Source organism: Streptomyces sichuanensis, from assembly GCF_020328095.1.
GTDB classification, from domain to species: Bacteria; Actinomycetota; Actinomycetes; order Streptomycetales; family Streptomycetaceae; genus Streptomyces; species Streptomyces cinnamoneus.
Map to the genome: position 1 here is coordinate 35,487 of NZ_JAIXMK010000038.1, position 22,212 is coordinate 57,698.

The following is a 22,212-nucleotide window of genomic DNA, read 5'->3' on the forward strand; positions in this document are numbered from 1 at the left end:
GGGAGGGGGGAGGGGGGAGGGCCCCGTCAGCCGCGGACGCCTCGTAGTGCCATGGCGACGGCGGCCTCGGTGATGCGGTCCGGTTCCTCGGCCGCGCCGAGCTCGATGCGGCGGACGGCGGCGTCGACGACGCCCTGGAGCAGCATGGCGATCAGGCGGGGCTGCTCGTGGCCGAGGGCCATGAGTGCTTCGCCGACCATGGTGACCAGGCCGCCGTGCGCGGCGCGGATCTTCTCGCGGGCGCCGGCGTCCAGCTCCCCGGCGGAGATGGCGACCACGGCGCGGTGGCGGCGGTCGCCGACGAGCGTCAGCTGCTGCCGCACATATGCCTCGATCTTCCCCTCAGGCGTGTCGGCCCGCTCCATGGCGGCCTCGACCTCCGCCGCCCAGACGGGGAAGTCGACGGCGCACAGTTCCTCGACCACGGCGGCCCGGGAGCGGAAGTACTCGTAGACCGAGGACCGCGCGAGTCCCGTGCGCTCGGCGAGGGCGGGGAAGGTCAGGGCCTCCGTCCCGCCTTCGGACAGCAGGGAGCGGGCGGCGTCCAGCAGGGCGCCGCGCTGCATCGTCCGGTGCTCGGCCACTGAGGCCGCTCGAATCCTGGGCACGCTCCCACTTTACGGACAGGGCCTGCCGGGGACGACGCTGGAGGGACGATTCAGCGGACGATTCAGCGCCCGACGTCCGCGAGCTTGGCCCTCAGCTGCAGGACGGACTTGGTGTGGATCTGGCTCACCCTGCTCTCGGTGACGCCGAGGACGTGGCCGATCTCGGCGAGGGTGAGCCCCTCGTAGTAGTAGAGGGTGACCACGGTCTTCTCCCGCTCGGGGAGGGTGTTGATCGCGCGGGCCAGCAGCCTGCGCAGCTCGTGGTCCTCGGCGACCTCGACGGGGTCGTCGGCCGCGGTGTCCTCCAGGGTGTCCATGAGGCTCAGGCGGTCACCGCCCTCGCCGCCCGCGTGCAGCAGCTCCTCCAGGGCGACCACGTTGGCCAGGGACAACTGGCTGAAGACCGCATGCAGTTCGTCGAGGGTGACGCCCATCTCGGCCGCGACCTCGGCCTCCGATGGCGTACGACGCAGCTCGGCCTCCAGGGTCGCGTAGGCGCGTTCGACGGCGCGCGCCTTCTGCCGGACGGAGCGCGGGATCCAGTCCAGCGCCCTGAGTTCGTCGATCATCGCGCCGCGGATGCGGGTGATCGCGTAGGTCTCGAACTTGATGGAGCGGGTGGGGTCGAACTTCTCGATGGCGTCGATGAGGCCGAAGATCCCGGAGGAGACGAAGTCGGCCTGCTCCACATTGGGCGGCAGCCCGACGCTGACGCGGCCCGCCACGTATTTCACCAGGGGTGAGTAGTGAAGGATCAGTTGCTCCCGCAGCCGGTCGTCGCCCGATGCCTTGTACGACCGCCACAGCTCATCGAGCGTCGAGGGTGCGGGAGGGCGCACGGCGCCGCGTGCTGCGGGCGGTGCCGGCGCGCGGTCGGACCCGGAGGTGTGCTGGGGCATTCGTCGTCTTGAGCCGTTCTGCTGTGGACGGTGGATCGGGTGGTACGAATGGATGGATTCCGTGAGCGTAGCGTGACTGCGGCGCTGCGGTGAGCGAGGAGACCCCTTCGATATGCACGGATGCGTTCCGCGGGGTGGGGCCCTCCGCGGGCCGCTTCACGCGTGACGGCCACGGGCGGCGACCGTCGGCCGCACGGAGCCCGCCGTATCGGCCGTCGCGGTCACCTCCTTAACCCTTTCACCCGATCACCCCAGGTCAAGGACCGCCTCGCCGCACAGGGGGGCGCCGTCCGGGGGGCTTGGTGGTGCCGGATGTTGACGCCGCGTCAGCCAACTGCCAGCGATCGCCCAGCCGTTCCACGAACCCCAGCGCCCGGAGTTCGTACAGGCTGGCGAGCGTGCGGTCCCGGCCCATCCCGGCGTTGCGGGCGATGAGCGCGAGCTCGCCGCCGCCCCGGCCGGGCACCGCCTCCAGGGCTCGCCGGGCCCCCGGCTCCAGCAGGTCCCGGGGGATGACCGGCCCTCGTCGCTCGGGGGCGAGCTCGCCGATGCTGCCGACCAGCTCGGTGACCTCGTCGGCGTCGGTCACCAGGCACGCCCCTTCGCGCAGCAGTTCGTGCACCCCGGCGGAGAGCCCCGAGGTGATGGGGCCGGGCACGCCCATCGTCTGCCGCCCCAGCGCGCGGGCCCGGCGGGCGGTGACGAGCGATCCGCTGCGGTACTCGGCTTCCACGACCACCGTTCCGCGCGTCAGGGCGGCGATGACGCGGTTGCGCATCACGAAGCGGCTGCGCGTGGGGTGCCCGCCCGGCGGCAACTCGGCGAGGACGAGACCCTGTTCGGCGATCCGCGCGATCAGTTCCGCGTGTCCGCGCGGGTAGGGCACGTCGACCCCCGAGGCCAGCACGGCCACCGTCGCCCCGCCCGCGGCGAGCGCTCCCCGGTGCGCCGCGCCGTCGACGCCGAACGCCGCTCCGGAGACCACCACCCAGCCGCGCTCCGCGAGCCCCGACCCGAGGAGGGCCGCGACGTGCGAGCCGTAGTCGGTACAGGCCCGGGCGCCGACGACGGCGACGGACCGCAGCGCCCACAGCCGTACGTTCGCGCTGCCGCGCACCCACAGCCCGATGGGCCGGGCGTCCCCCAGGTCGTCGAGCTGTCCGGGCCATTCGGGCTCGCCCGGGCACAGGAAGCGGCCGCCGAGCCGGGCGACGGCGGCGAGGTCGGCCCGGGGATCGAGCGTCTCCGCCCGGGCCCGGCATCCCTCCAGCCGGTCCGGGCGGGCCCCTTCGGGCGGCGGTCCGGCCCCGGTCAGCGCCTGCACCAGCTCCACCGCGCCCAGCTGCCGCAGCCACCGCCCGACGTGTTCGTCACCCGGCTCGGTCAGCCGCGTCAGCGCCGCCCGCGCCAGCCGCTCCGCATCGCTCACTCCCCCGCTCACGACGGGCCCCCGCTCACGACTCGTCTCCGCGGACCGGCACCCGTTCGGGCAGCAGCACCGGTCGCCGGACCGGCAGCGGGGCGCCCCGGGCGATGCCGGTGCGCAGCTCCAGGGCCAGGGTCACGTCGTCGGCCTCGGGGCGGTCGTGACCGGTGAGGTCCGCGAGGGTCCAGGCGACCCGCAGGACGCGGTCCAGCCCACGGGCCGTCAGCAGGCCCCGTTCCAGGTCGCGCTCGGCGGGGGCGAGTGCTCCGGGGGCCGCCTGCCAGCGGGTGCGCAGCTCATGGCCGGGCACTTCGCTGTTGGCGGTCCAGGGGGTGTCCGCGAGCCGGGCGGCGGCCCGGGCTCTTGCCTCGGCGACCCGCGCGGCGACCACGGCCGTCGGCTCGCCCCGGCCGCCCTGTCCCAGGAGGTCGGCGCGCTGCACGGGTTCGACCTCGACCCGTAGGTCCACCCGGTCCAGCAGGGGGCCGGAGAGCCGGGCCTGGTATCGGCGGATGACCGAGGCGGGGCATTCGCAGCCCGCTCCGTGCAGGGTGTGCCGGCCGCAGGGACAGGGGTTGGCGGCCAGCACCATCAGGAAGCGGGCGGGCAGCCGCACCACTCCCGCCGTGCGGGCCACCACCACGTGCCCGGACTCCAGCGGCTGGCGCAGCGCGTCCAGGGCCTTGGTGCTGAACTCCGGCGCCTCGTCGAGAAAGAGCACTCCCCGGTGGGCGAGGGAGACGGCGCCGGGTCGGGGCAGGCCGTTGCCGCCGCCGACCAGCGACTGCATCGTCGCGGAGTGGTGCGGCGCGCAGTAGGGAGCCGCCGCGACCAGGGGCTCGCCCGGCGGCAGCATGCCCGCCACCGAGTGGACTGCGGTCACCTCCAGGGACTCCTGCTGTGTCAGCGGGGGAAGGATCGCCGGAAGTCGTTCGGCGAGCATCGTCTTGCCCGCGCCCGGCGGTCCGGAGAGCAGCAGGTGGTGGCGGCCGGCGGCGGCCACTTCCAGGGCGAGCCGTGCGGTGTGCTGGCCCGCCACGTCCGCGAGGTCCGGCCCGCCCGTCCCTTCCCCGGCCGTGCGGGCGCTGGCGGCCGAGCCGCTTCCCACGCCGGCGCCGGGCACCAGCAGGCCGGCCAGCATGGGGTCGGGCCGGCCCTGTCCCGGGGGTTCCTCCTCCGGCACCGGGGCGTCGGTGAGGATCGCGATGAGCTGGCGCAGACTGCGCACTCCCAGGACGGAGACGCCGGGCACCAGTGCCGCCTCCGCCGCGGTCTGTTCCGGCACGACGACCTGGCGGTATCCGGTGTCGGCTGCGGCGAGCACGGCCGGGAGGATGCCCCGTACGGGGCGGACCCGGCCGTCGAGCCCCAGCTCACCGATCATCACCAGGTCGGCGATGGCCGCGGGATCGACGGCTTCGGCGGCGCCCAGCACCGCCACGGCCACCGCGAGGTCGAATCCCGAACCGCTCTTGGGCACGGAGGCCGGGCTGAGTCCCACGGTGAGCTTTTTCTGCGGCCATTCGGCACCGGAGTTGACCACGGCGGCCCGCACCCGGTCCCGGCTCTCGACCAGGCTCTTGTCGGGCAGCCCCACCAGCGTGAAGGCGGCCACGCCGGGCTCCAGGTCGGCCTGGACCTCGACGACCACCCCTTCGACCCCGACCAGGGCCACCGAGCACGTACGGGCGAATCCCATCAGGCCACCCCCCTGACGTGCTCGACGACGGGCGCGCCGCGGTCCGGGACCACCACGCCCACCACGTCGATGCGCACCCCGCCCGGCGGTGCCCCGCCGTGCCGGGCCATCCAGTGGCCGGCCAGTATCCGCAGGCGGTCGGCCTTGCCGGGCCGGACCGCCGCCATCGGGTGCTCGTACGCGCCGCCGCGCCGGGCCTTGACCTCACAGATCACCAGGACGTCGCCGTCGAGCGCCACGACGTCGATCTCGCCCTGGCGGCACCGCCAGTTGCGTGCCAGCACCGTCATTCCGGCCTCGGTCAGCCGGCGCACCGCCAGGCCCTCCCCGTAGCGGCCGAGTCCCCCTCGGGCGTTCATCAACACCACCTCCGGTGCCGACTATGAAGCCCCCGGGCCATCCCGTTGGATCTTGGTGGATAACCCGTCGCTTGGGGAAAACCCCGCCACTCGAACGAGAGGTTCCGGCCCCACCCTGGGCCCCGGCCCGGACCCCCGGCCCCAGCCAAGCCCAGCCCCGGCCCCGGCCCCAGCCCCGGCCGCGACGAAGGCTCAGGTCCCCGGCAGGTCGAGGTCCGTCTTGTTGAGCTCCTCGATGTTCACGTCCTTGAACGTGAGCACCCGCACCTGCTTCACGAACCGCGCGGGCCGGTACATGTCCCACACCCAGGCGTCGGCCATCGAGACCTCGAAGAAGACCTCACCCTGGACGGAGTGCACCTGCATCTCGTAGTCGTTCGTGAGGTAGAAGCGGCGCTCGGTCTCGATCACGTATTTGAACAGACCGACGACGTCGCGGTACTCCCGGTAGAGCTTCAGCTCCATCTCGGTCTCGTACTTTTCGAGGTCCTCGGCGCTCATGGCATGTTCCCCTTCAGCCGTGCGTCCCCCCATTGTGCGTCAGGCGCGCTCAGTCTCCAGGAGCACTGGCGTATTCGGGGGCCCCTCGTCGAGCAGCGTACGCAGCAGCTCGGCGAGCCTGGTCGGATACACCGTCTCACGCGCCGCCAGCAGTTCCGCGCACGTCCACCAGCGCAGTCCCGTGATGCTGCGCCGTTCCAGCTCCGTCCCGCCGCCGGTCCAGGCGGGGGTCTGCTCGGTGCGGGCGAGGTAGTAGCGCTCGTCCTGCTCCCAGTGCCGCCCGTCGAAAGGGAAGGAGCAGGTCCGCAGCCAGAGCACCGGCCCGAGCTCGATCTGTGTGATGCCGGTCTCCTCGGCCAGCTCGCGGCGCGCCGCCTCCTCCCAGCTCTCGTCTCCCTCCAGTCCGCCGCCCGGGGTGAACCACCAGGTGACGGCCGGGTCGGCGGGCTCGTAGCCGTGCATCAGCAGTACGCGGTCGGCGGGGTCGAGCAGGATGACGCGGGCGGCCCGGCGCAGGCCGGGGCCGGGGGGACCAGGGTCAGCCATGGGGCACCGCCGCCTTTCCGCGTCCCGTCAGGCGCCGGGCCAGCGGTCCGTACGCCGCACCTCCCAGGATGAGCGCCGCGCCCGCGACGACGCACGTCGTGATGAGCACCAGCGGGCCGGGGCGGGAGGTGCCGCCGGGCAGCGCGGCGAAGGAGGCGGGCCGGTCGAGCATGCCGGCGCGGGCGAACGGCCAGGCCGTGGCGTCCACGCGTGCCGTGACCGCGCCGCGCGGAACCGTGCCCTGTCCGCCGTCGGCCATGTGGCTGCGGGAGTCGAGGGAGTCGGTGCGGTGGTCGCCGAGGAGGAACAGCCGGCCCTCGGCCACGGTGGCGGAGAAGCCGGTGCGTGAGGCCGGGCCGTCGGCGTCGATGTACGGCTCCTCGACGGGCTCGCCGTTGACGGTCAGCCGGCCCTGCCGGTCACAGCACTCGATCTTGTCGCCGCCGATGCCGACGACGCGTTTGACCATCGGGGAGCTGCCCCATGCCTGGTCCACGAAGACCACGACGTCGCCGCGGCGCACCTGGTCGCCGGATATGGACTGGGCCAGGATCCGGTCGCCACGGCCGATCGTGGGCTCCATCGAGTCGGTGGGGATGGTGTAGGGCCGGTACAGCAGGGCCGCCCAGGCGAAGCCGCCGAGGAAGAGCACACAGCCGACGGCCACGGCCAGCCCGGACAGCACCCTGCCCGTCCGGCCGCGGCCGTCGTCATCACGTTCCGCTGCGCCGGCCGCGCTGCGTTCCGCACCGTCGGTCGCGCCGCGTTCCCCACCGTCGGTCGCGCTATGTTCCGCGCTGCTGGGGGCGCTGCTTTCCGCACCGCCTGCCGCGCTGCGTTCCGTTCCGTCGGTTGCGCTCATGCCGTCTCCCGCCCCGCTTCAGGATCCACGGGGCGGTCGCACGCCCCTATGGAAGATCGGATTCCGCATGCCCGGGGGCACGGAATCGCACACTACCCGGCGGTACCGGCGTCGGTCAGCCCCTGGCGAGGGCTTCGGCGTCCTTGCGCAGCGCACGGCGCCGGCGCCACAGCACCAGCGGCACCGCGCCCGCGAGCCCGAGCGCCGGCGGTGCGACGGCCGCGGCCGCGCTCAGGCCGGGCTGGTCGAAGGTCGACGGGACGGGGAGGGTGGACCAGCGGTTCACCGGCCAGGCGATCACGATGGCGCGGCCGACGACCTCGTCCTCCGAGACCGTGCCCTGGAAGCGGTCCAGGTCCTGGTGGTAGCGGGAGTCGAGGGAGTCCTGGCGGTGGTCGCCCATCACCCAGATCCGGCCGTCCGGCACCTTGATCGGGCCGAAGGGCTTGTCCCCGCAGGGCGTGTTGCCGGGGAAGATGTACGGCTCGTCCAGCGCCTTGCCGTTGACCACGACCGGGTCGTTGTTGCCCTTGCACTCGACGGTGTCGCCGCCGACCGCGATGACCCGCTTGATCAGGTCCTTCTCCTCCGCGGAGGGCATCAGGCCGACGAAGCTGAGCACCTTCTGGATACCGCCGGCCACCGGGCCGTTGTCCGCGGCCGGGGTCTCGCCCAGCCAGCCGCCCGGGTCGTGGAAGACGACGACCTCGCCCCGCTCGGGCTTCGCCCCGAACCACGGCGTCAGCTTGTCCACCAGCACCCGGTCGCCGCGCTGGAGGGTGTTCTGCATCGACTCGGAGGGGATCGAGAACGCCTGCACCAGGAAGGTCTTGATGACCAGCGCCAGTAGCAGGGCGATGCCGACGAGGATCGGCAGTTCCTTCCAGAAGGATCGTTGCTTCTTCGGCTCCCTGCGGGGCCGCGCGGCTCCCTCGCCGTCGCCCGCGTCCCCGCCGCCCGCCCCGGGCGTCACGGGCGCGGCGTCGGGGCCGGCGCCGACGGGACCCGGGGCCGCCTGGGCCCCGGCACCGCCCGGCGCGTCCGCGGCGGCCGCGCCGCCGGGTCCGCCGGACGCCTGCCCGAGCGGCTCATCCGTCCGCCCGGGCCGCTTTTCGGGCTCTCCGTGACCGGAACGTGCGCCGACCGCCAAGTCCCCCACATCCACTCCTCACTCCACGCTGCCGCCTGTCGCACACACGACGCAGGCCCACCACTCCCATAACGAGCGGGAGTTCCGCAGGGCTCGGGAGCCGGATCAACCCTTCTTGATCCATGGAGGACACACTATGCGCCGAAGCGTCCGCTCGCGTCCCCGTACGGGGCGCGTCCCGCACGGCGGCGAAGGGCTCCGGCTGCGACAGTCCGCGCCAGTGCCCCAGGGGCCAGGCGATCACCACCGCACGCCCCACGACCTGGCCTTCCGCGATCGTTCCCTGCCCCGGCTCGGTCAGGTGGTACCGCGAATCCGCCGAATCGGAGCGGTGGTCCCCCATGACGAAGAGCCGGCCCGCGGGGACCTTCACCTCGAACTTGAGCTGCGAGGGCGGATTCCCCGGATGGACGTACGGCTCGATGAGGGGCTTTCCGTTGACCGTGACCCGTCCGTCGTTGTCGCAGCACTTGACGGTGTCCCCGCCGGTGCCGATCACCCGTTTGATCAGGTCCTGCTCGCCGGCCGAGGGGAGCAGGCCGATGAAGGCGAGCCCCTCCTTCACCTGCTTGACGACCACCGGGTCGTGGCCGCCGTAGGACTGCTCGCCGTCCAGCCACCCCCCGGGGTCCCGGAAGACCACCACGTCGCCCCGCTCCGGCCGGGAGCCGAACCACGGCGTCAGCTTGTCCACCAGCACCCGGTCGCCGATGCGGATGGTCTGTTCCATCGACCCCGACGGGATCACGAACGCCTGCAGGAGGAAGGTCTTCAGCACCAGGGCGATCAGCAGCGCCACCCCTATGAGGATGGGCACCTCCTTGATCGCCGACCGTTGGCGGCGCCGCTTGGCCCGCTTCGCGGCCTTGCGCCGGGACGCCCGTCCCCCGGTGGCGGCGGGCGGCGCCCCCGCTTCGGCGGGGCCGTGGTCCGGGGCCGCGGGGGTGGTGCGGGCGTGGGAGCCGGTGCGTGCACGAGCCCCCGCGCCCGTCCGTACCTGTGTACGCCCCCGACTACCCATGGGGACCGCCGGGATGCCCCGCGCCCCCTCCCGGAGCGCCCGGGTCCGGGACGTTCGCGAAGGCGTCCGGTCGCTTCAGCGACGTCATCCGGCCCAGCGGCCAGCCGATCCAGTCGGCACGCCCGATGACCCGGTCCAGCGGGACCGTGCCACCACCGGGCTCGCCCAAGTGGTCTCGGGAGTCACGGGAGTCACTGCGATGGTCACCCATGACCCATAGCTTGCCCTCCGGCACCACGATGTCGAACGGGACTCGGGAAGGTTCGTCACCCGGATACAGATACTCCTCCAGCACCGGCCGGCCGTTGACCTCCAGCCGCCCGCGCCGGTCGCAGCACCGGACCCTGTCCCCGCCGACGCCCACGACGCGCTTGATGTAGTCGGTCTCCGCCGGGCGCATCAGCCCGACGGCCGAGGCGCCCTTGCGGATCAGCGCCGTCACGAGGTTTTCCGACGGCGTGTCCTGGACGAAGGAGCCGGTGCCGTCGAAGACGATCACATCGCCGCGCCGCGGCCGCTCGCCGAAGCGGTAGGCCAGCTTGTTGACCAGTACGCGGTCGCCGACCCGGAAGGTCTGCTGCATCGAGCCGCTGGGGATCTGGAAGGGCTGCACAACGTAGCTGCTGACCAGAAGCAGGAAGACCAAACAGACGATCAGCAGCAGACCCGCGCGGCGCAGCGGACCGCCGCCGGTCAGCCACTGCCGGACCAGCCGGAGCTGCCGGACCCGCCGGGGAAAACGAGCGGAGCGCGACCCCTGCTCCGCGCCCTGGGCGGGCATCCCGTCGCCGGGTGCCTCATCGGGTGCTGGAGAGCGGTCGCGCTCCGAAAGCTGTGCGTCGGTGTCCATCGGACCGAAAGCCTATCCGGCCGGTCCGGGACTCCGGCGAGAAGCTCAGTTGTCGCGCTTCTCCTTGATCTTCGCGGCCTTGCCGCGGAGCTCACGGAGGTAGTACAGCTTGGCGCGACGGACGTCACCGCGGGTCACGAGCTCGATCTTCTCGAAGATCGGGCTGTGCACCGGGAAGGTGCGCTCGACGCCGACGGAGAAGGAGACCTTGCGGACCGTGAAGGTCTCGCTGACGCCCGCGCCCTGACGGCGGATGACGACACCCTTGAACTGCTGGATGCGGGAGCGGTTGCCCTCGATGACGCGAACGTGGACGTTCACGGTGTCGCCGGGGCGGAAGGCCGGGACGTCGGTGCGCAGGGAGGCGCCGTTGACGTTGTCGAGCAGGGAGGACATGTGCGTCTGCTTCCTCGCCGATGCCACAGGTCATCAGCGGAATCGTGCCGAAGTGGGAGGGTGCCGGTGCGCCGGGCGGACGTCGTTCCCCCTGTGGCAGGGGCGTGCGCCGGGCGGACGGCAACGGCTTATTCTTCCACGTCCGGGGCCGTACGCCCAAATCGGCCGTCCTCGCCCGGGCCCCAGCCCAGGATCGAGAGCATCTCGCGGTCCTTCTTGTCGAAGGCGGCCGGGTCGGCCCGCTCGATGAGGTCCGGCCGGTTGGCGGTCGTCCGGCGGAACGCCTCGTCGCGGCGCCACCGGGCGATCTTCCCGTGGTGGCCGCTGAGCAGGACGTCCGGGATGCCGCGGCCGCGCCACTCCGGCGGCTTGGTGTAGACGGGTCCTTCGAGCAGGTCGGCCATGGCGCCGGGGGCGAAGGAGTCGTCGCGGTGCGACTCGGCGTTGCCGAGCACGCCGGGCAGCAGCCGGGCGATGGCCTCGACCATGACCAGGACCGGGGCCTCGCCGCCGGCCAGGACGTAGTCGCCGATGGAGACCTCGCGCACGTCGAGGCGGTCGCCGTACTCCTCGATGACACGGCGGTCGATGCCCTCGTAGCGGGCGGGGGTGAAGACCAGCCAGGGCTGCTCGGACAGCTCGACGGCGAGCGCCTGAGTGAACGGCTTGCCACTGGGCGTGGGCACGACGACGACCGGGCGCGCGCCCTCCTCGCCGGATGCGATGACCGAGTCCAGGGCCTCGCCCCAGGGCTCGGGCTTCATGACCATGCCGGGGCCGCCGCCGTACGGCGTGTCGTCGACCGTGTTGTGCTTGTCGTGCGTCCATTCCCGCAGGTCGTGGATGCGCACGTCCAGCCGGCCGCGGGCCCGGGCCTTGCCGACGAGCGAGACGTTCAGCGGTTCGAGGTACTCGGGGAAGATCGTGACGACGTCGAGGCGCATCAGGCGTCACCCTCACCGGACTCGTCGGCGTCGCGGGAGCTGGCCACCTCGGCCTCCTCGCTGTCGAGGAGACCGCGCGGCGGGTCGACGACCGCCCGCTGCTCCTCCAGGTCGATCTCCGTGACGATCTCCTCCACGAAGGGGATCATCACCTCGCTGCCGTCGGGCCGCTCGACGATCAGCAGGTCCTGGGACGGCAGGTGGGAGATCTCCGTGATCCGGCCGACGGGCGTGCCGTCGACGGTGACGACGTCGAGGTCCATCAGCTGGTGGTCGTAGAACTCGTCCGGGTCCTCGGGGGTCTCGTCCGGGTCGACCTCGGCGATCAGCAGCGTGTTGCGCAGCGCCTCCGCGGCCGTGCGGTCACCGACGCCGGCGAAGCGCAGCAGCAGCCGTCCACTGTGCACGCGGCCGGTCTCGATGGTCAGCGGTCCCACGCCCGCGGGGTCCGTGGCCAGCACCGCCCCGGGCCCGAGCCGCAGCTCGGGCTCGTCCGTGCGGACCTCAACGGTGACCTCGCCCTTGATGCCGTGGGCGCGGCCGATCCTGCCGACTACGAGCTGCACGCTACTAATTCCTTCTCACACGCTTCTTGGATGAACACGGCCGTACGAACGCAACAGCCGTACGAACGCAACAACGGGCCGGGAAGGGAAACCCTTCCCGGCCCGTGCCGGTGCTCTGTCGCTTCTCAGCGGACCTGGTCCACATCGACGAGGTCGACACGGATGCCACGGCCGCCGAGGGCGCCCACGACGGTGCGCAGTGCGCGCGCGGTGCGGCCGTTGCGGCCGATCACCTTGCCGAGGTCGTCGGGGTGCACCCGGACCTCCAGCACGCGCCCGCGGCGCAGGTTGCGCGAGGCGACCTGCACGTCGTCGGGATTGTCGACGATGCCCTTTACGAGGTGCTCAAGGGCCTCCTCGAGCATCCTCAGGCCTCGGTCGACTCAGAGGACTCGGCCGCCTCGGCCTCGTCCTTCTTCTCCGACTTCTTCGCCTTGGGGGTGATGGCCTCACCCTTCGCGTCGCCGACGGCGCTCACGGCGGCGTCGAAGAGACCGCTCTTGTCGGCCTTCGGCTCGGCGACGAGCATCGGGGCCGGGGCCGGCAGGCCCTTGAACTTCTGCCAGTCGCCGGTGACCTTGAGGATGGCCATGACGGGCTCGGTCGGCTGCGCGCCGACACCCAGCCAGTACTGGACACGGTCGCTGTCGACCTCGATGCGCGAGGGGTTCTGCACCGGGTGGTACAGACCGATCTCCTCGATGGCCCGGCCGTCACGGCGGGTACGGGAGTCGGCGACGACGATGCGGTAGTGAGGCGAACGGATCTTGCCCAGACGCTTCAGCTTGATCTTGACTGCCACTGGAGTGGTGTCTCCTGGTCTTGACGTGGTGGGGCACAACGAGATGCCACGTGGGGTTTGCGGTACTCGGGGTGCCCGATGGACGCGTCAGCCGGAGGAGAGAGGGGTCCTATGCGACTGTCGAGTACAGCCACTCATTGTGCCACACCACCACGAGCCCGCCGAACCGCGGCGGGAACCCGCCGCGCTCAGCCGACCGAGACGGCCTCGGGGATCCGGAACGGCTGGCCGCAGCCCCCGCACATGATCGGCGCCTGGGCGAGGACCGAGGGGACGACCCGGACGTTGCGCCCGCACTCGCAGACCGCCTTCACCCGCACCCCGCCGCCGGACGAGCCGTGCCGTGCCGCCGGCCCGCGGAAGGTGCGCGAGGTGTCGGCGGTGGTGGCGACCGTGTGCGCCTTCAGGGCGCGCTGCAGTCTGTCGATCGTCGGGCGGTAGCGCTTGCGCGCCTCCGGATTGAGCACGACGAGCGAGAACCCGCTACTGGGATGCGGCTCATCGCTGTGGTCGAGCCCCAGCTCCTCGGCGATCGCCAGGAACCGGCGATTGTGATAGCGGCCGGCGCGTGAGGTGTCCCGGACACCGCGGGCGGCCGCGATGCCGTGCACTGCCTCGTGCAGCAGCCTTTCGAAGGAGAGCTCGGCGCCGCAGGCGGACGACGACTCCCCGATCAACGATTCGGGCGCGGCTAGATCCGGCAGCTCGGGGTGGAACCGCTGAATGTCGGCCCACGCCTGCGCCAGCTCTGCGGCGAGAACAGGTGGTGTCGTGCTCACGTCGTGACAACGAGCAGGGGCAGCCCGGTGTTCCGATACCGGGCCATCCCAAATAATTTGCACGTACCAGTCAGTTTCCCGCCTCATACGTCCTGAGGAGGGCGGGTGCGCAGAACTGCGGAGAAGGCGGATGAGCCGTGCACCAGTTCGCAAGGTGGGACGTACTGACGCATCAGTAAGAACGCACCGGCCCGTCGGACGACCGTCGGACGGGCGAGACGATCGATCGGACGACCCCTCCGGGCGCCGCTGCACGCCCCGCGCGCAAAACCCCCGGGCGCGCGCCGGAGCGCACACCCGGGGGCAGGCGGATCAGTAGGCGCGCGCGACGATGGCGACGGCGCCCGGGGCGTCGTCCGACTCCGGCACCGAGCCGTCCTCGGCCACCAGGCAGCGCACGGTCACGGCCTGCTCGGCGAGCTTGGCCTCGCCCTCGGCGCCCAGCGTCGCCCACGGGATGCGCGCCCAGCCGCCGGCGGCGGCGGCCTCGGCGGCCTCCTCGATGGTCTTCACGTCCGTCGTGCGGGACTCGCGGCGCTCGCGCGACTCGCGCAGCAGCTGCGCCTGGTCCTCCTCCAGGACCTTGGGCAGCAGCGCGGCCAGCTCGTCGATGCGCACCGGCTCCTTGCCGCCCGGGATGCGGCGGGCCAGCATGGCCGTGCCGTTCTCCAGGTCGCGCGGGCCGATCTCGATGCGGACGGGCACGCCCTTGAGCTCCCAGTCCACCGCGCGGCGGCCGAAGGGGGTGTCGGTGCGGTCGTCGACCTGCACCCGCACGCCGGCGGCCTTCAGCACGTCGCCGATCTCGCGGACCTTGGCCAGCACGGCCTCGTCGCCCTTGATCGCCAGGACCACGGCCTGGACGGGGGCGAGCCGCGGCGGGACGCGCAGGCCGCTGTCGTCGCCGTGCGACATGATCAGACCGCCGACCATGCGGGTCGAGACGCCCCAGGAGGTCTGCCAGACGAGCTCCTGCTTCCCGTCCTTCGACAGGTACGAGGTGTTGAACGCCTTGGCGAAGTTCTGGCCGAGCTCGTGGCTGGTGCCCAGCTGCAGGGCCTTGCCGTCGCCCATCATGCCTTCGAGCGTGAGCGTGTTGATCGCGCCCGCGAATCGCTCCTTGGGCGTCTTGCGGCCGAGCACGACGTCGATACCGAGGACGTTCACCATGAAGTCGTAGTAGACGTCGCGGTGGATGCGGGCCGCGTAGTCGCGGGCGTCCTCGTACGTGGCGTGGGCGGTGTGGCCCTCCTGCCAGAGGAATTCACTCGTGCGGAGAAAGACGCGCGGACGCATCTCCCAACGGACGACGTTCGCCCACTGGTTGATCAGCAGGGGCAGGTCGCGGTAGCTCTGCACCCACTTCGAGAAGTACTCGTTGATGATCGTCTCGGACGTCGGCCGGACGACGACCGGCTCCTCCAGCTCCTTGCCGCCGCCGTGCGTGACGACCGCCAGCTCGGGGGCGAAGCCCTCGACGTGCTCCGCCTCCTTCGTCAGGTAGGACTGCGGAATGAAGAGGGGGAAGTACGCGTTGGAGGCGCCCGCGTCCTTGATGCGGGCGTCCATCTCCTGCTGCATCCGCTCCCAGAGCCCGTAGCCGTACGGTCGGATGACCATGGTGCCGCGCACCGGGCCGTTGTCGGCCAGCTCGGCCTTGTTGATCAAGTCCTGGTACCAGCGCGGGAAGTCTTCCGCCTGGGGGGTGAGAATGGGAGCCTTTGCCATGCTGCGAATGGTACGGGGCCCGTCAGGCCGAGTGTGAATCCGTCCGCCCGCAACCCCGTCTTCCCGGCCGGAGCGTCCTTTCCGGCCGCCCCTCCGCAGCCGGTTCCATTTCGTGCGATGACGCCCGGCACATGCCATCGTGGGCATACGGGCACCTTCTCGCGCCCTCCCCCTGGACTCACGGGCGGAAGCGGAGTTTTCTGGCATCGGGGGGTTCTTCGCCACGGCGTGGACGACGCACGGACCACGCACGGGCACGGCACCGACAGCACTCGGCAGCACTCATGGGGGCGGAACCACGGATCAGGACCAGGACACCTCACCCGGCGGATTGGGGCGCATTCGATGACACCAACGCTCGTGCGGCGGCACCGGCCGTCCCCGACCTCGCCCGCTTCACGGGCCCGCGACTGGGCGGAAATCCAGGAACGGATGCTGGTGCCGCTCTACGAAGCGGTGTACGAGCGCCTGGAGGCCGGCCCCGGCACCCGCCTGCTCAGCCTCGGCTGCGGCTCCGGTCTGGCGCTGCTGATGGCCGCCGCCCGCGGTGCCACGGTCTGCGGCGTCGACCGCGACGCCCGCCGGCTGGAGCTGGCCCGCGAACGCCTCCTGCCCGAGGGCGCCCCCGGCAACGGCACCCGCCTCGGCCTCGGCGGCCCCGAGACCGTCCGCGGCCCCGACGGTCCCGCCTTCACCCTCATCACCGCCTTCGACCCGCTCTTCAGTGCGGGCGCCGGCTCGCGCGGCCTGGCGCAGGCCCTCGCCGACGCCGCCGCCTGCGCCGAGCCCGGCTCCCCCGTCGTCCTCGCCGGCTGGGGCCCGCAGGAGCGCTGCGCGGCCTCGGGAGCGTTCCGGGTGGCCGCGCGCCTGGCCGATCCCATGTGCGCCCCCGCCCGCTGGCGGCCCAGCGGCCGCGACGACCTGGAGAACCTCGCCCGCGAGGCGGGGCTCACCCCCGACGGCTCGGGCCGGGTCGCCTGCCCGTACGGCTACGCCGACCTCACCAGCGCGGTGCGCGGCCTGCTCTCCACGGGCGCCTTCGACGCGGCCGCCCGCGCCACGGACGAGGAGCAGGTCGTCAAGGAGCTCACCGAGGCGCTCCACCCGTACCTGCGGGGCGACGGCACGGTGTGGATGCCCAATGTGTTCCGCTACCTGATAGCGCGGGTGTAGCCCGGTACGCACGAGAGCCCCCCGGCCGGCGCCGGGGGGCTCTCGCACGTACGGACGGGATCAGCCCATGAACTTCTTGAACTCGTCGGGCAGTTCGAAGTCCTGGCCGGGCTGGCCGGGCGGCAGGCCCAGCGGGCCCGCGGCCTGGGCCTGCTCGCGGCGGGCGGCCGCGGCCTGCTCCTCGGCCTTGCGCTTCATCGGGTTGCCCGACTGGCGCTTGCCCTTGCCCTGCTTGACCTGCTTCTTCTTGCGCGCTGCGCCACCGCCCATGCCCGGCAGACCCGGCATGCCCGGCATGCCCGGCATGCCACCGCCCTGCGCCATGCGCGACATCATCTTGCGGGCGTCGAAGAACCGCTCGACGAGGTTCTTGACGGCGCTGACGTCGACGCCCGAACCCTTGGCGATGCGGGCCCGGCGCGAGCCGTTGATGATCGTCGGGTCCTGGCGCTCGGCCGGGGTCATCGACTTGATGATCGCGGCGGTGCGGTCGACGTCACGCTCGTCGAGGTTGTTGATCTGGTCCTTGATCTGGCCCATGCCGGGGAGCATGCCGAGCAGCTTGGAGATGCTGCCCATCTTGCGGACCTGCTCCATCTGGGACAGGAAGTCGTCGAGCGTGAACTCCTTCGGCCCCTTCGCCAGCTTGGCCGCCATCTTCTCGGCCTCGTCCTGGCTGAAGGTCTGCTCGGCCTTCTCGATGAGGCTGAGCATGTCGCCCATGCCGAGGATGCGGGACGCCATGCGGTCCGGGTGGAACGCGTCGAAGTCGTCCAGCTTCTCGCCGTTGGAGGCGAACATGATCTGCTTGCCGGTCACGTGCGCGACCGACAGCGCGGCACCACCGCGGGCGTCGCCGTCGAGCTTGGAGAGCACGACGCCGTCGAAGCCCACGCCGTCGCGGAACGCCTCGGCGGTGTTGACCGCGTCCTGACCGATCATGGCGTCGACGACGAAGAGGATCTCGTCGGGACGCACCTCGTCGCGGATGTCCGCGGCCTGCTGCATCATCTCGGCGTCGATGCCGAGGCGGCCGGCGGTGTCGACGATGACGATGTCGTACTGCTTGGTGCGGGCGTACTCGATCGAGTCCTTGGCGACCTGGACCGGGTCGCCCACGCCGTTGCCCGGCTGCGGCGCGTACACGCCGACGCCGGCGCGCTCGGCGACGACCGAGAGCTGGTTGACGGCGTTGGGGCGCTGGAGGTCACAGGCGACGAGCAGCGGGCTGTGGCCCTGCGCCTTCAGCCAGCTGCCGAGCTTTCCGGCGAGCGTGGTCTTACCGGCACCCTGCAGACCGGCGAGCATGATGACGGTCGGCGCGGTCTTGGCGAAGCGCAGCCGGCGGGTCTCGCCGCCGAGGATGCCGATGAGCTCCTCGTTGACGATCTTGATGATCTGCTGCGCCGGGTTGAGCGCCTTCGAGACCTCCGAGCCGAGGGCGCGCTCCTTGACCTGCTTGATGAAGGCCCGCACGACGGGCAGGGCCACGTCGGCCTCAAGGAGGGCGATACGGATCTCGCGCGCCGTGGCGTCGATGTCCGCTTCACTCAAGCGGCCTTTGCCCCGCAGGGTCTTGAAAGTCGCTGCGAGGCGATCGGAGAGGGTATCGAACACGGTGGTCGCGGATCCTTCTGTCGGAGTCGGGGCGGCAGCTGACCCCCAAGGGTATCCGCCCCTTCGCGGTCCGGTCAGCCGCCCAGCGACTCCTGCACCCTGCGGGCCACCTCCGGCGCCGCCCCGTCCGCCAGCGGGGCCCCCTCGGGACCCGTGACGTAGAACGCGTCCACCGCGCTCGCCCCCATCGTGCTCACGTGCGCGCTGCGCACCCACACCCCGGCGTCCTCCAGGGCCCGCCCGATGCGGTGCAGCAGGCCGGGGGCGTCCTGGGCGCGGACCTCCAGCACCGTCGCGTGCCGGGAGCCGCCCCCGGCGACCGTGACCCGCGCCGGGGCGTGGACTGCCGCGCGGCGGCGCCTGCCGTACGCGGCCTCGCGCTCGGCCAGGCGGGCCGCGATGTCGAGGGTGCCGTCCAGGGCGCGGACGAGGTCGCCCCGCAGGAGGGCCGCCTCGGGCAGGGAGCCGAACTCGGCCGCCACCCGCCAGTTCAGCAGCAGCGTGCCGCCCACGGCCCGCAGCTCCGCCGCCCGGACCGTCAGGCGGTGCAGGGCCAGGACACCGGCCGTGGCGGGCAGGACGCCGGGCTGGTCGGGGACCGCGACGGTCAGGGCGACCGTCTCCCCGTCCCCGGGGCCGGGGTGCGGGCCGAAGGCCACCACCGGTCCCGCCGTGCGTGCGGCCTCGGCCGTCAGCCGTTCCTCCCCGGGCGTCGGCGGTGCCGGCTCCGTACGGCCGGGCAGCGGCTCCCCCGCCATCGCGGCGGCGGCGCGCCGGACCAGCTCGGCCACCAGGCCGGCCCGCCAGCCGCTCCAGGCCGCGGGTCCGGTGGCGAGGCCGTCGGCCTCGGTGAGGGCGTGCAGCAGCTCCAGGGTGCCGGCCGAGCCGACGGCGTCCGTGACCGTACGGATCGTGGCGGGGTCGTCGAGGTCCCGGCGGGTGGCCGTGTCCGCGAGCAGCAGGTGGTGGCGGACGAGCGTGACGAGGACGTCCGTGTCGGCGGCGCCGAAGCCGAGCCGGGGCGCGATGGCGCGGGCGAGCGCCGCCCCCGTCTCGCTGTGGTCGCCGGGCCGGCCCTTGCCGAGGTCGTGCAGCAGGGCGGCGACGAGCAGCAGATCGGGGCGGCCGACGCCGCGGGTGAGGGAGGAGGCCCGGACGGCCGTCTCGACCAGGTGCCGGTCGACGGTCCAGCGGTGCACGGCGTTGCGCTGCGGGCGGCAGCGCACGTGCTCCCACTCGGGCAGCAGCCGGGAGACGACGCCCTCGGCCTCCAGGGCCTCCCAGACGGCGACGGTGGGTTCGCCCGCGCCGAGCAGGGTGACGAGCTGTTCCCGGGCCTCGGCGGGCCAGGGCACCGGCAGCGGGGCCGCGCCCGCCATGCGCCGCACGGCGTGCCGGGAGAGCGGCAGCCCCGTCCGCGCGGCCGCGGCGGCCGCGCGGACGGGCAGGACGGGGTCGCGGTCGGGCCGTGCGGTCCGGGCGAGCACGACCTCGCCGTCCTGCTCGACGACGCCCTCCGCGAGCGGGACGCGCTCGGGCTCGACGAAGCCCCCGCGGCCGCCACGGCCGCCGAGGATGCGGCGCAGCCGGGGTCGTCCGGAGCGGGCCCGCAGCACCCTGCCCACCTCGCGCCAGGTGACGTCGGCGGCGTAGGAGACGGTGCGGGCGGCCTCGTACACGCCGCGCAGCAGGGCGTCGGCGTCGGTGAGGCCGAGCCGTTCGGCGACCTGGTCCTGCTCCTGGAGGGCCAGCCGGTCGCCGGCGCGGCCGGTGGCGAGGTGGAGGGCGTCGCGGGTGTCGAGGAGGAGGGAACGGGCGTCTTCGAGGCCCTCGCGGGGGGCGTCGGCGAGCCAGGAGGCGGCGACGGCGCGCAGGGCGGTGGCGTCGCGCAGTCCGCCGCGCGCTTCCTTGAGGTCGGGTTCGAGCAGGAAGCGCAGCTCGCCCTGGCGGCGGGCGCGCTCCTCGCACAGCTCGCGCAGTTCGGGCAGGCGGTCGGGGGCCTGGGCGCGCCAGTCCTCGTAGGCGGCGGTGCGCAGGGCGGTGGTGAGGGCGGGGTCGCCGGCGAGGTGGCGGGCGTCGAGCAGGCCCAGGTGCACCTTGAGGTCGGCGGCCGCGGTCTTGCGGGCCTCGGCGGGGGTGCGCACGGAGTGGTCGAGGGCGAGGCCCATGTCCCACACGGGGTACCAGACGCGGTCGGCGACGGCGGCGATGCCGGGGGCGCCGGTCCGGCCGTCGTGCAACAGGAGGACGTCGAGGTCGCTGCGCGGGGAGAGCTCGCCGCGCCCGTAGCCGCCGACGGCGACGAGCGCGACGCCCCGGGCGTCGCCGAGGAGGTCGCTCAGCCACCGGTCGGTGATGCGGGCGAGCCCGGTGCGCAGGGGCGGGCCGGAGAGGGACTCCTCGTGGAGGAGGCGCAGCCGGGCCGCCGCGTAGCCGCCGGGTGCGGGGTCGGTGGCGGTGGCAGCGGTCTGCGTCATGTCGGGGCCCCTCTCCGATGGTGCCGGTGCCTCGCGGCTTCTCCGGCTCTGTGTGCTCCCCCGGCGGGTGGTGCTCCCCGGTGGGCGTTGCGGCCGGTCAGAGCGCGTCGGCGCCGCGCTCGTCGGTGCGTACGCGCACCACCGTCTCGACGGGGACGACCCACACCTTGCCGTCGCCGATCTTGTCGGTGCGGGCGGCGGCGACGATGACGTCGATGACGTCGTCGGCGTCGTCGTCCTCGGTGAGGACCTCGATGCGGATCTTCGGTACGAGGTCGATCTCGTACTCGGCGCCGCGGTAGACCTCGGTGTGGCCGCGCTGGCGGCCGTAGCCGCTGGCCTGGGTGACGGTCAGGCCCTTGACGCCGAAGGACTGCAGGGCCTTCTTGACGTCCTCGAACCGGTGCGGCTTGACGACCGCGGTGATGAGCTTCATGCGTCCACCTTCTTGTTCCGGGTCTGCTGCTCGGCGTGGGCGGACGTGCCGCGGCCGGCCGCGGCGCCGCCGACCGCACTGAAGTCGTAGGCGGTCTCGGCGTGGAACGCCTGGTCGATGCCGCTGAGCTCGTCCTCCTCGCTCGCCCGGAAGCCGATCAGCTTGTCGGTGAGCTTGGCAAGGACCCAGGAGACGGCGAAGGAGTAGGCCATCACCGAGAAGGCGCCGGCCGCCTGGCGGCCGAGCTGGGCCGGGCCGCCGACGCCGTCGGTGGCCAGCAGGCCGACGAGGAGGGTGCCGATGACGCCGCCGACGAGGTGGACGCCGACCACGTCGAGGGAGTCGTCGAAGCCGAGCTTGTACTTCAGGCCGACGGCCCAGGAGCAGACGGCGCCGGCGACGAGGCCGATGAGGATCGCGCCGAAGGCGTTGACGGCGGCGCCGGAGGGGGTGATGGCCACCAGTCCGGCGACGGCGCCGGAGGCGGCGCCGAGGGTGGTGAACGCGCCGTGCCGGATGCGCTCGTAGGCGAGCCAGCCGAGCATGGCGGCACCGGTGGCGACCTGGGTGTTCATGGCCATGTTCGCGGCGGTGCCGTTGGCGGCGAGCGCCGAGCCGGCGTTGAAGCCGAACCAGCCGAACCACAGCAGCCCGGCGCCCAGCATCACCAGGGGCAGGCTGTGCGGACGCATGGGGTCCTTCTTGAAGCCGATGCGCTTGCCGACGACGAGGACGGCGGCGAGGGCACCGATGCCCGCGTTGATGTGGACGGCCGTGCCGCCGGCGAAGTCGATCACCTTGAGCTTGAAGAGCCAGCCGTCGGCCTGCCAGACCCAGTGGGCGACGGGGAAGTAGACGACCGTCACCCAGAGCGTGATGAACAGCGCCCAGGCGCTGAACTTCACGCGGTCGGCGAGGGCGCCGCTCATCAGGGCGGGGGTGATGACGGCGAACATCAGCTGGAAGAGGGCGAAGGCGAGGACGGGGATGCCCTCCTTGCCGCCGGTGAGGGTCTCGGGGGTGATGCCCTTGAAGCCGATGTGGTCGAGGTTGCCCAGGAGGCCGGCGCCGACGTCGTCACCGAAGGCGAGGGAGTACCCGAAGAGCACCCACAGGACGCTGACGATGCCGAGCGAGACGAACGACATCATCAGCATGTTGAGCGCGCTCTTGACCCGCACCATGCCGCCGTAGAAGAAGGCGAGGGCCGGTGTCATCAGCATCACGAGCGCGGCACTGATCAATACGAACGCGGTATCTGCGCCATTCAATGTCGATGTCTCCTCGCGGCCGCGGCCCATGCCCCCGTGCGGGCCGGTTTCCCAGTGGGCCGGTGTCGCCTTGAGGCTCGCGCAGCGCGGTTTCGGCGAGCG

Annotated in this window: 23 protein-coding genes; 1 reads left to right on the forward strand and 22 read right to left on the reverse strand. The window is 72.7% G+C overall.

All coding sequences use genetic code 11. The annotated features are described in order from the left end of the window. Positions 1–26: 26 nt before the first annotated feature. From LE181_RS14310 to proS, 18 genes are all read right to left on the reverse strand, one after another. Positions 27–584 carry a TetR/AcrR family transcriptional regulator gene (locus LE181_RS14310; protein ID WP_225661665.1) on the reverse strand — a complete coding sequence of 186 codons (558 nt, stop codon included), beginning with the start codon at positions 582–584 and terminating at the stop codon, positions 27–29. Between the two features lie 86 nt (positions 585–670). After that, positions 671–1,507 (reverse strand): RNA polymerase sigma factor WhiG, encoded by an 837-nt coding sequence (gene whiG / locus LE181_RS14315; RefSeq protein WP_225661642.1) that lies wholly within the window; start codon positions 1,505–1,507, stop codon positions 671–673. 256 nt (positions 1,508–1,763) lie between these two features. Next, positions 1,764–2,948 (reverse strand): DNA-processing protein DprA, encoded by a 1,185-nt coding sequence (gene dprA, locus LE181_RS14320; protein WP_225661643.1) that lies wholly within the window; start codon positions 2,946–2,948, stop codon positions 1,764–1,766. Positions 2,949–2,961: 13 nt separating this feature from the next. Next, a complete protein-coding gene (locus LE181_RS14325; RefSeq protein WP_225661644.1) occupies positions 2,962–4,632 on the reverse strand; it encodes a YifB family Mg chelatase-like AAA ATPase in 1,671 nt (556 codons plus the stop codon). After that, a complete protein-coding gene (locus tag LE181_RS14330) occupies positions 4,632–4,991 on the reverse strand; it encodes a YraN family protein (RefSeq protein ID WP_225661645.1) in 360 nt (119 codons plus the stop codon). Before LE181_RS14330 ends, LE181_RS14325 begins: the two co-directional genes overlap by 1 nt. Positions 4,992–5,183: 192 nt before the next feature. Then, positions 5,184–5,492 carry a DUF2469 domain-containing protein gene (locus LE181_RS14335; RefSeq protein ID WP_126916304.1) on the reverse strand — a complete coding sequence of 103 codons (309 nt, stop codon included), beginning with the start codon at positions 5,490–5,492 and terminating at the stop codon, positions 5,184–5,186. Between the two features lie 39 nt (positions 5,493–5,531). After that, on the reverse strand, positions 5,532–6,038 hold the full coding sequence (locus tag LE181_RS14340) for an NUDIX hydrolase (protein ID WP_225661646.1): 507 nt from the start codon (positions 6,036–6,038) through the stop codon (positions 5,532–5,534). Beyond that, positions 6,031–6,900 carry a signal peptidase I gene (gene lepB, locus LE181_RS14345; RefSeq protein WP_308103131.1) on the reverse strand — a complete coding sequence of 290 codons (870 nt, stop codon included), beginning with the start codon at positions 6,898–6,900 and terminating at the stop codon, positions 6,031–6,033. The genes LE181_RS14340 and lepB (LE181_RS14345) overlap by 8 nt, the downstream gene beginning before the upstream one ends. Positions 6,901–7,015: 115 nt before the next feature. Next, positions 7,016–8,050, reverse strand: coding sequence for a signal peptidase I (lepB, locus tag LE181_RS14350; RefSeq protein ID WP_263868905.1), 1,035 nt, complete (start codon positions 8,048–8,050; stop codon positions 7,016–7,018). Next, entirely contained in the window at positions 7,989–9,071 is a 1,083-nt protein-coding gene (gene lepB / locus LE181_RS14355) for a signal peptidase I (protein WP_225661648.1), read from the reverse strand. The genes lepB (LE181_RS14350) and lepB (LE181_RS14355) overlap by 62 nt, the downstream gene beginning before the upstream one ends. Further along, a complete protein-coding gene (lepB, locus tag LE181_RS14360; RefSeq protein WP_225661649.1) occupies positions 9,064–9,921 on the reverse strand; it encodes a signal peptidase I in 858 nt (285 codons plus the stop codon). The genes lepB (LE181_RS14355) and lepB (LE181_RS14360) overlap by 8 nt, the downstream gene beginning before the upstream one ends. A gap of 45 nt (positions 9,922–9,966) precedes the next feature. Then, positions 9,967–10,317: a 50S ribosomal protein L19 gene (rplS, locus tag LE181_RS14365; RefSeq protein ID WP_071961628.1), complete on the reverse strand. Its 351-nt coding sequence runs from the start codon at positions 10,315–10,317 to the stop codon at positions 9,967–9,969. Positions 10,318–10,445: 128 nt separating this feature from the next. Further along, on the reverse strand, positions 10,446–11,261 hold the full coding sequence (trmD, locus tag LE181_RS14370) for a tRNA (guanosine(37)-N1)-methyltransferase TrmD (RefSeq protein WP_225661650.1): 816 nt from the start codon (positions 11,259–11,261) through the stop codon (positions 10,446–10,448). Continuing rightward, on the reverse strand, positions 11,261–11,827 hold the full coding sequence (rimM, locus tag LE181_RS14375; RefSeq protein ID WP_225661651.1) for a ribosome maturation factor RimM: 567 nt from the start codon (positions 11,825–11,827) through the stop codon (positions 11,261–11,263). The genes trmD and rimM overlap by 1 nt, the downstream gene beginning before the upstream one ends. Before the next feature lie 125 nt (positions 11,828–11,952). Next, on the reverse strand, positions 11,953–12,192 hold the full coding sequence (locus LE181_RS14380; protein ID WP_030267150.1) for an RNA-binding protein: 240 nt from the start codon (positions 12,190–12,192) through the stop codon (positions 11,953–11,955). 2 nt (positions 12,193–12,194) lie between these two features. Beyond that, positions 12,195–12,629 (reverse strand): 30S ribosomal protein S16, encoded by a 435-nt coding sequence (gene rpsP, locus LE181_RS14385; protein WP_190109993.1) that lies wholly within the window; start codon positions 12,627–12,629, stop codon positions 12,195–12,197. Positions 12,630–12,817: 188 nt separating this feature from the next. Beyond that, complete coding sequence (locus LE181_RS14390) at positions 12,818–13,408, reverse strand: hypothetical protein (RefSeq protein ID WP_225661652.1); 591 nt, start codon at positions 13,406–13,408, stop codon at positions 12,818–12,820. 312 nt (positions 13,409–13,720) lie between these two features. Then, complete coding sequence (gene proS / locus LE181_RS14395) at positions 13,721–15,136, reverse strand: proline--tRNA ligase (RefSeq protein WP_225661653.1); 1,416 nt, start codon at positions 15,134–15,136, stop codon at positions 13,721–13,723. Positions 15,137–15,481: 345 nt separating this feature from the next. Here proS and LE181_RS14400 point away from each other — a divergent pair, with 345 nt between their 5' ends. Further along, on the forward strand, positions 15,482–16,309 hold the full coding sequence (locus LE181_RS14400; RefSeq protein WP_225661654.1) for a class I SAM-dependent methyltransferase: 828 nt from the start codon (positions 15,482–15,484) through the stop codon (positions 16,307–16,309). A 60-nt stretch (positions 16,310–16,369) separates the two neighbouring features. Here the strand turns inward: LE181_RS14400 and ffh are convergent, their stop codons facing one another. The 4 genes from ffh to LE181_RS14420 form a co-directional block, all read right to left on the reverse strand. Beyond that, positions 16,370–17,926, reverse strand: coding sequence for a signal recognition particle protein (gene ffh / locus LE181_RS14405; RefSeq protein WP_225661655.1), 1,557 nt, complete (start codon positions 17,924–17,926; stop codon positions 16,370–16,372). Between the two features lie 74 nt (positions 17,927–18,000). After that, positions 18,001–20,403 (reverse strand): [protein-PII] uridylyltransferase, encoded by a 2,403-nt coding sequence (locus LE181_RS14410; RefSeq protein ID WP_225661656.1) that lies wholly within the window; start codon positions 20,401–20,403, stop codon positions 18,001–18,003. A 97-nt stretch (positions 20,404–20,500) separates the two neighbouring features. Then, positions 20,501–20,839, reverse strand: coding sequence for a P-II family nitrogen regulator (locus LE181_RS14415; protein WP_225661657.1), 339 nt, complete (start codon positions 20,837–20,839; stop codon positions 20,501–20,503). After that, positions 20,836–22,110, reverse strand: a complete 1,275-nt coding sequence (locus LE181_RS14420; protein WP_225661658.1) for an ammonium transporter — start codon at positions 22,108–22,110, stop codon at positions 20,836–20,838. Before LE181_RS14420 ends, LE181_RS14415 begins: the two co-directional genes overlap by 4 nt. Positions 22,111–22,212: the final 102 nt, after the last annotated feature.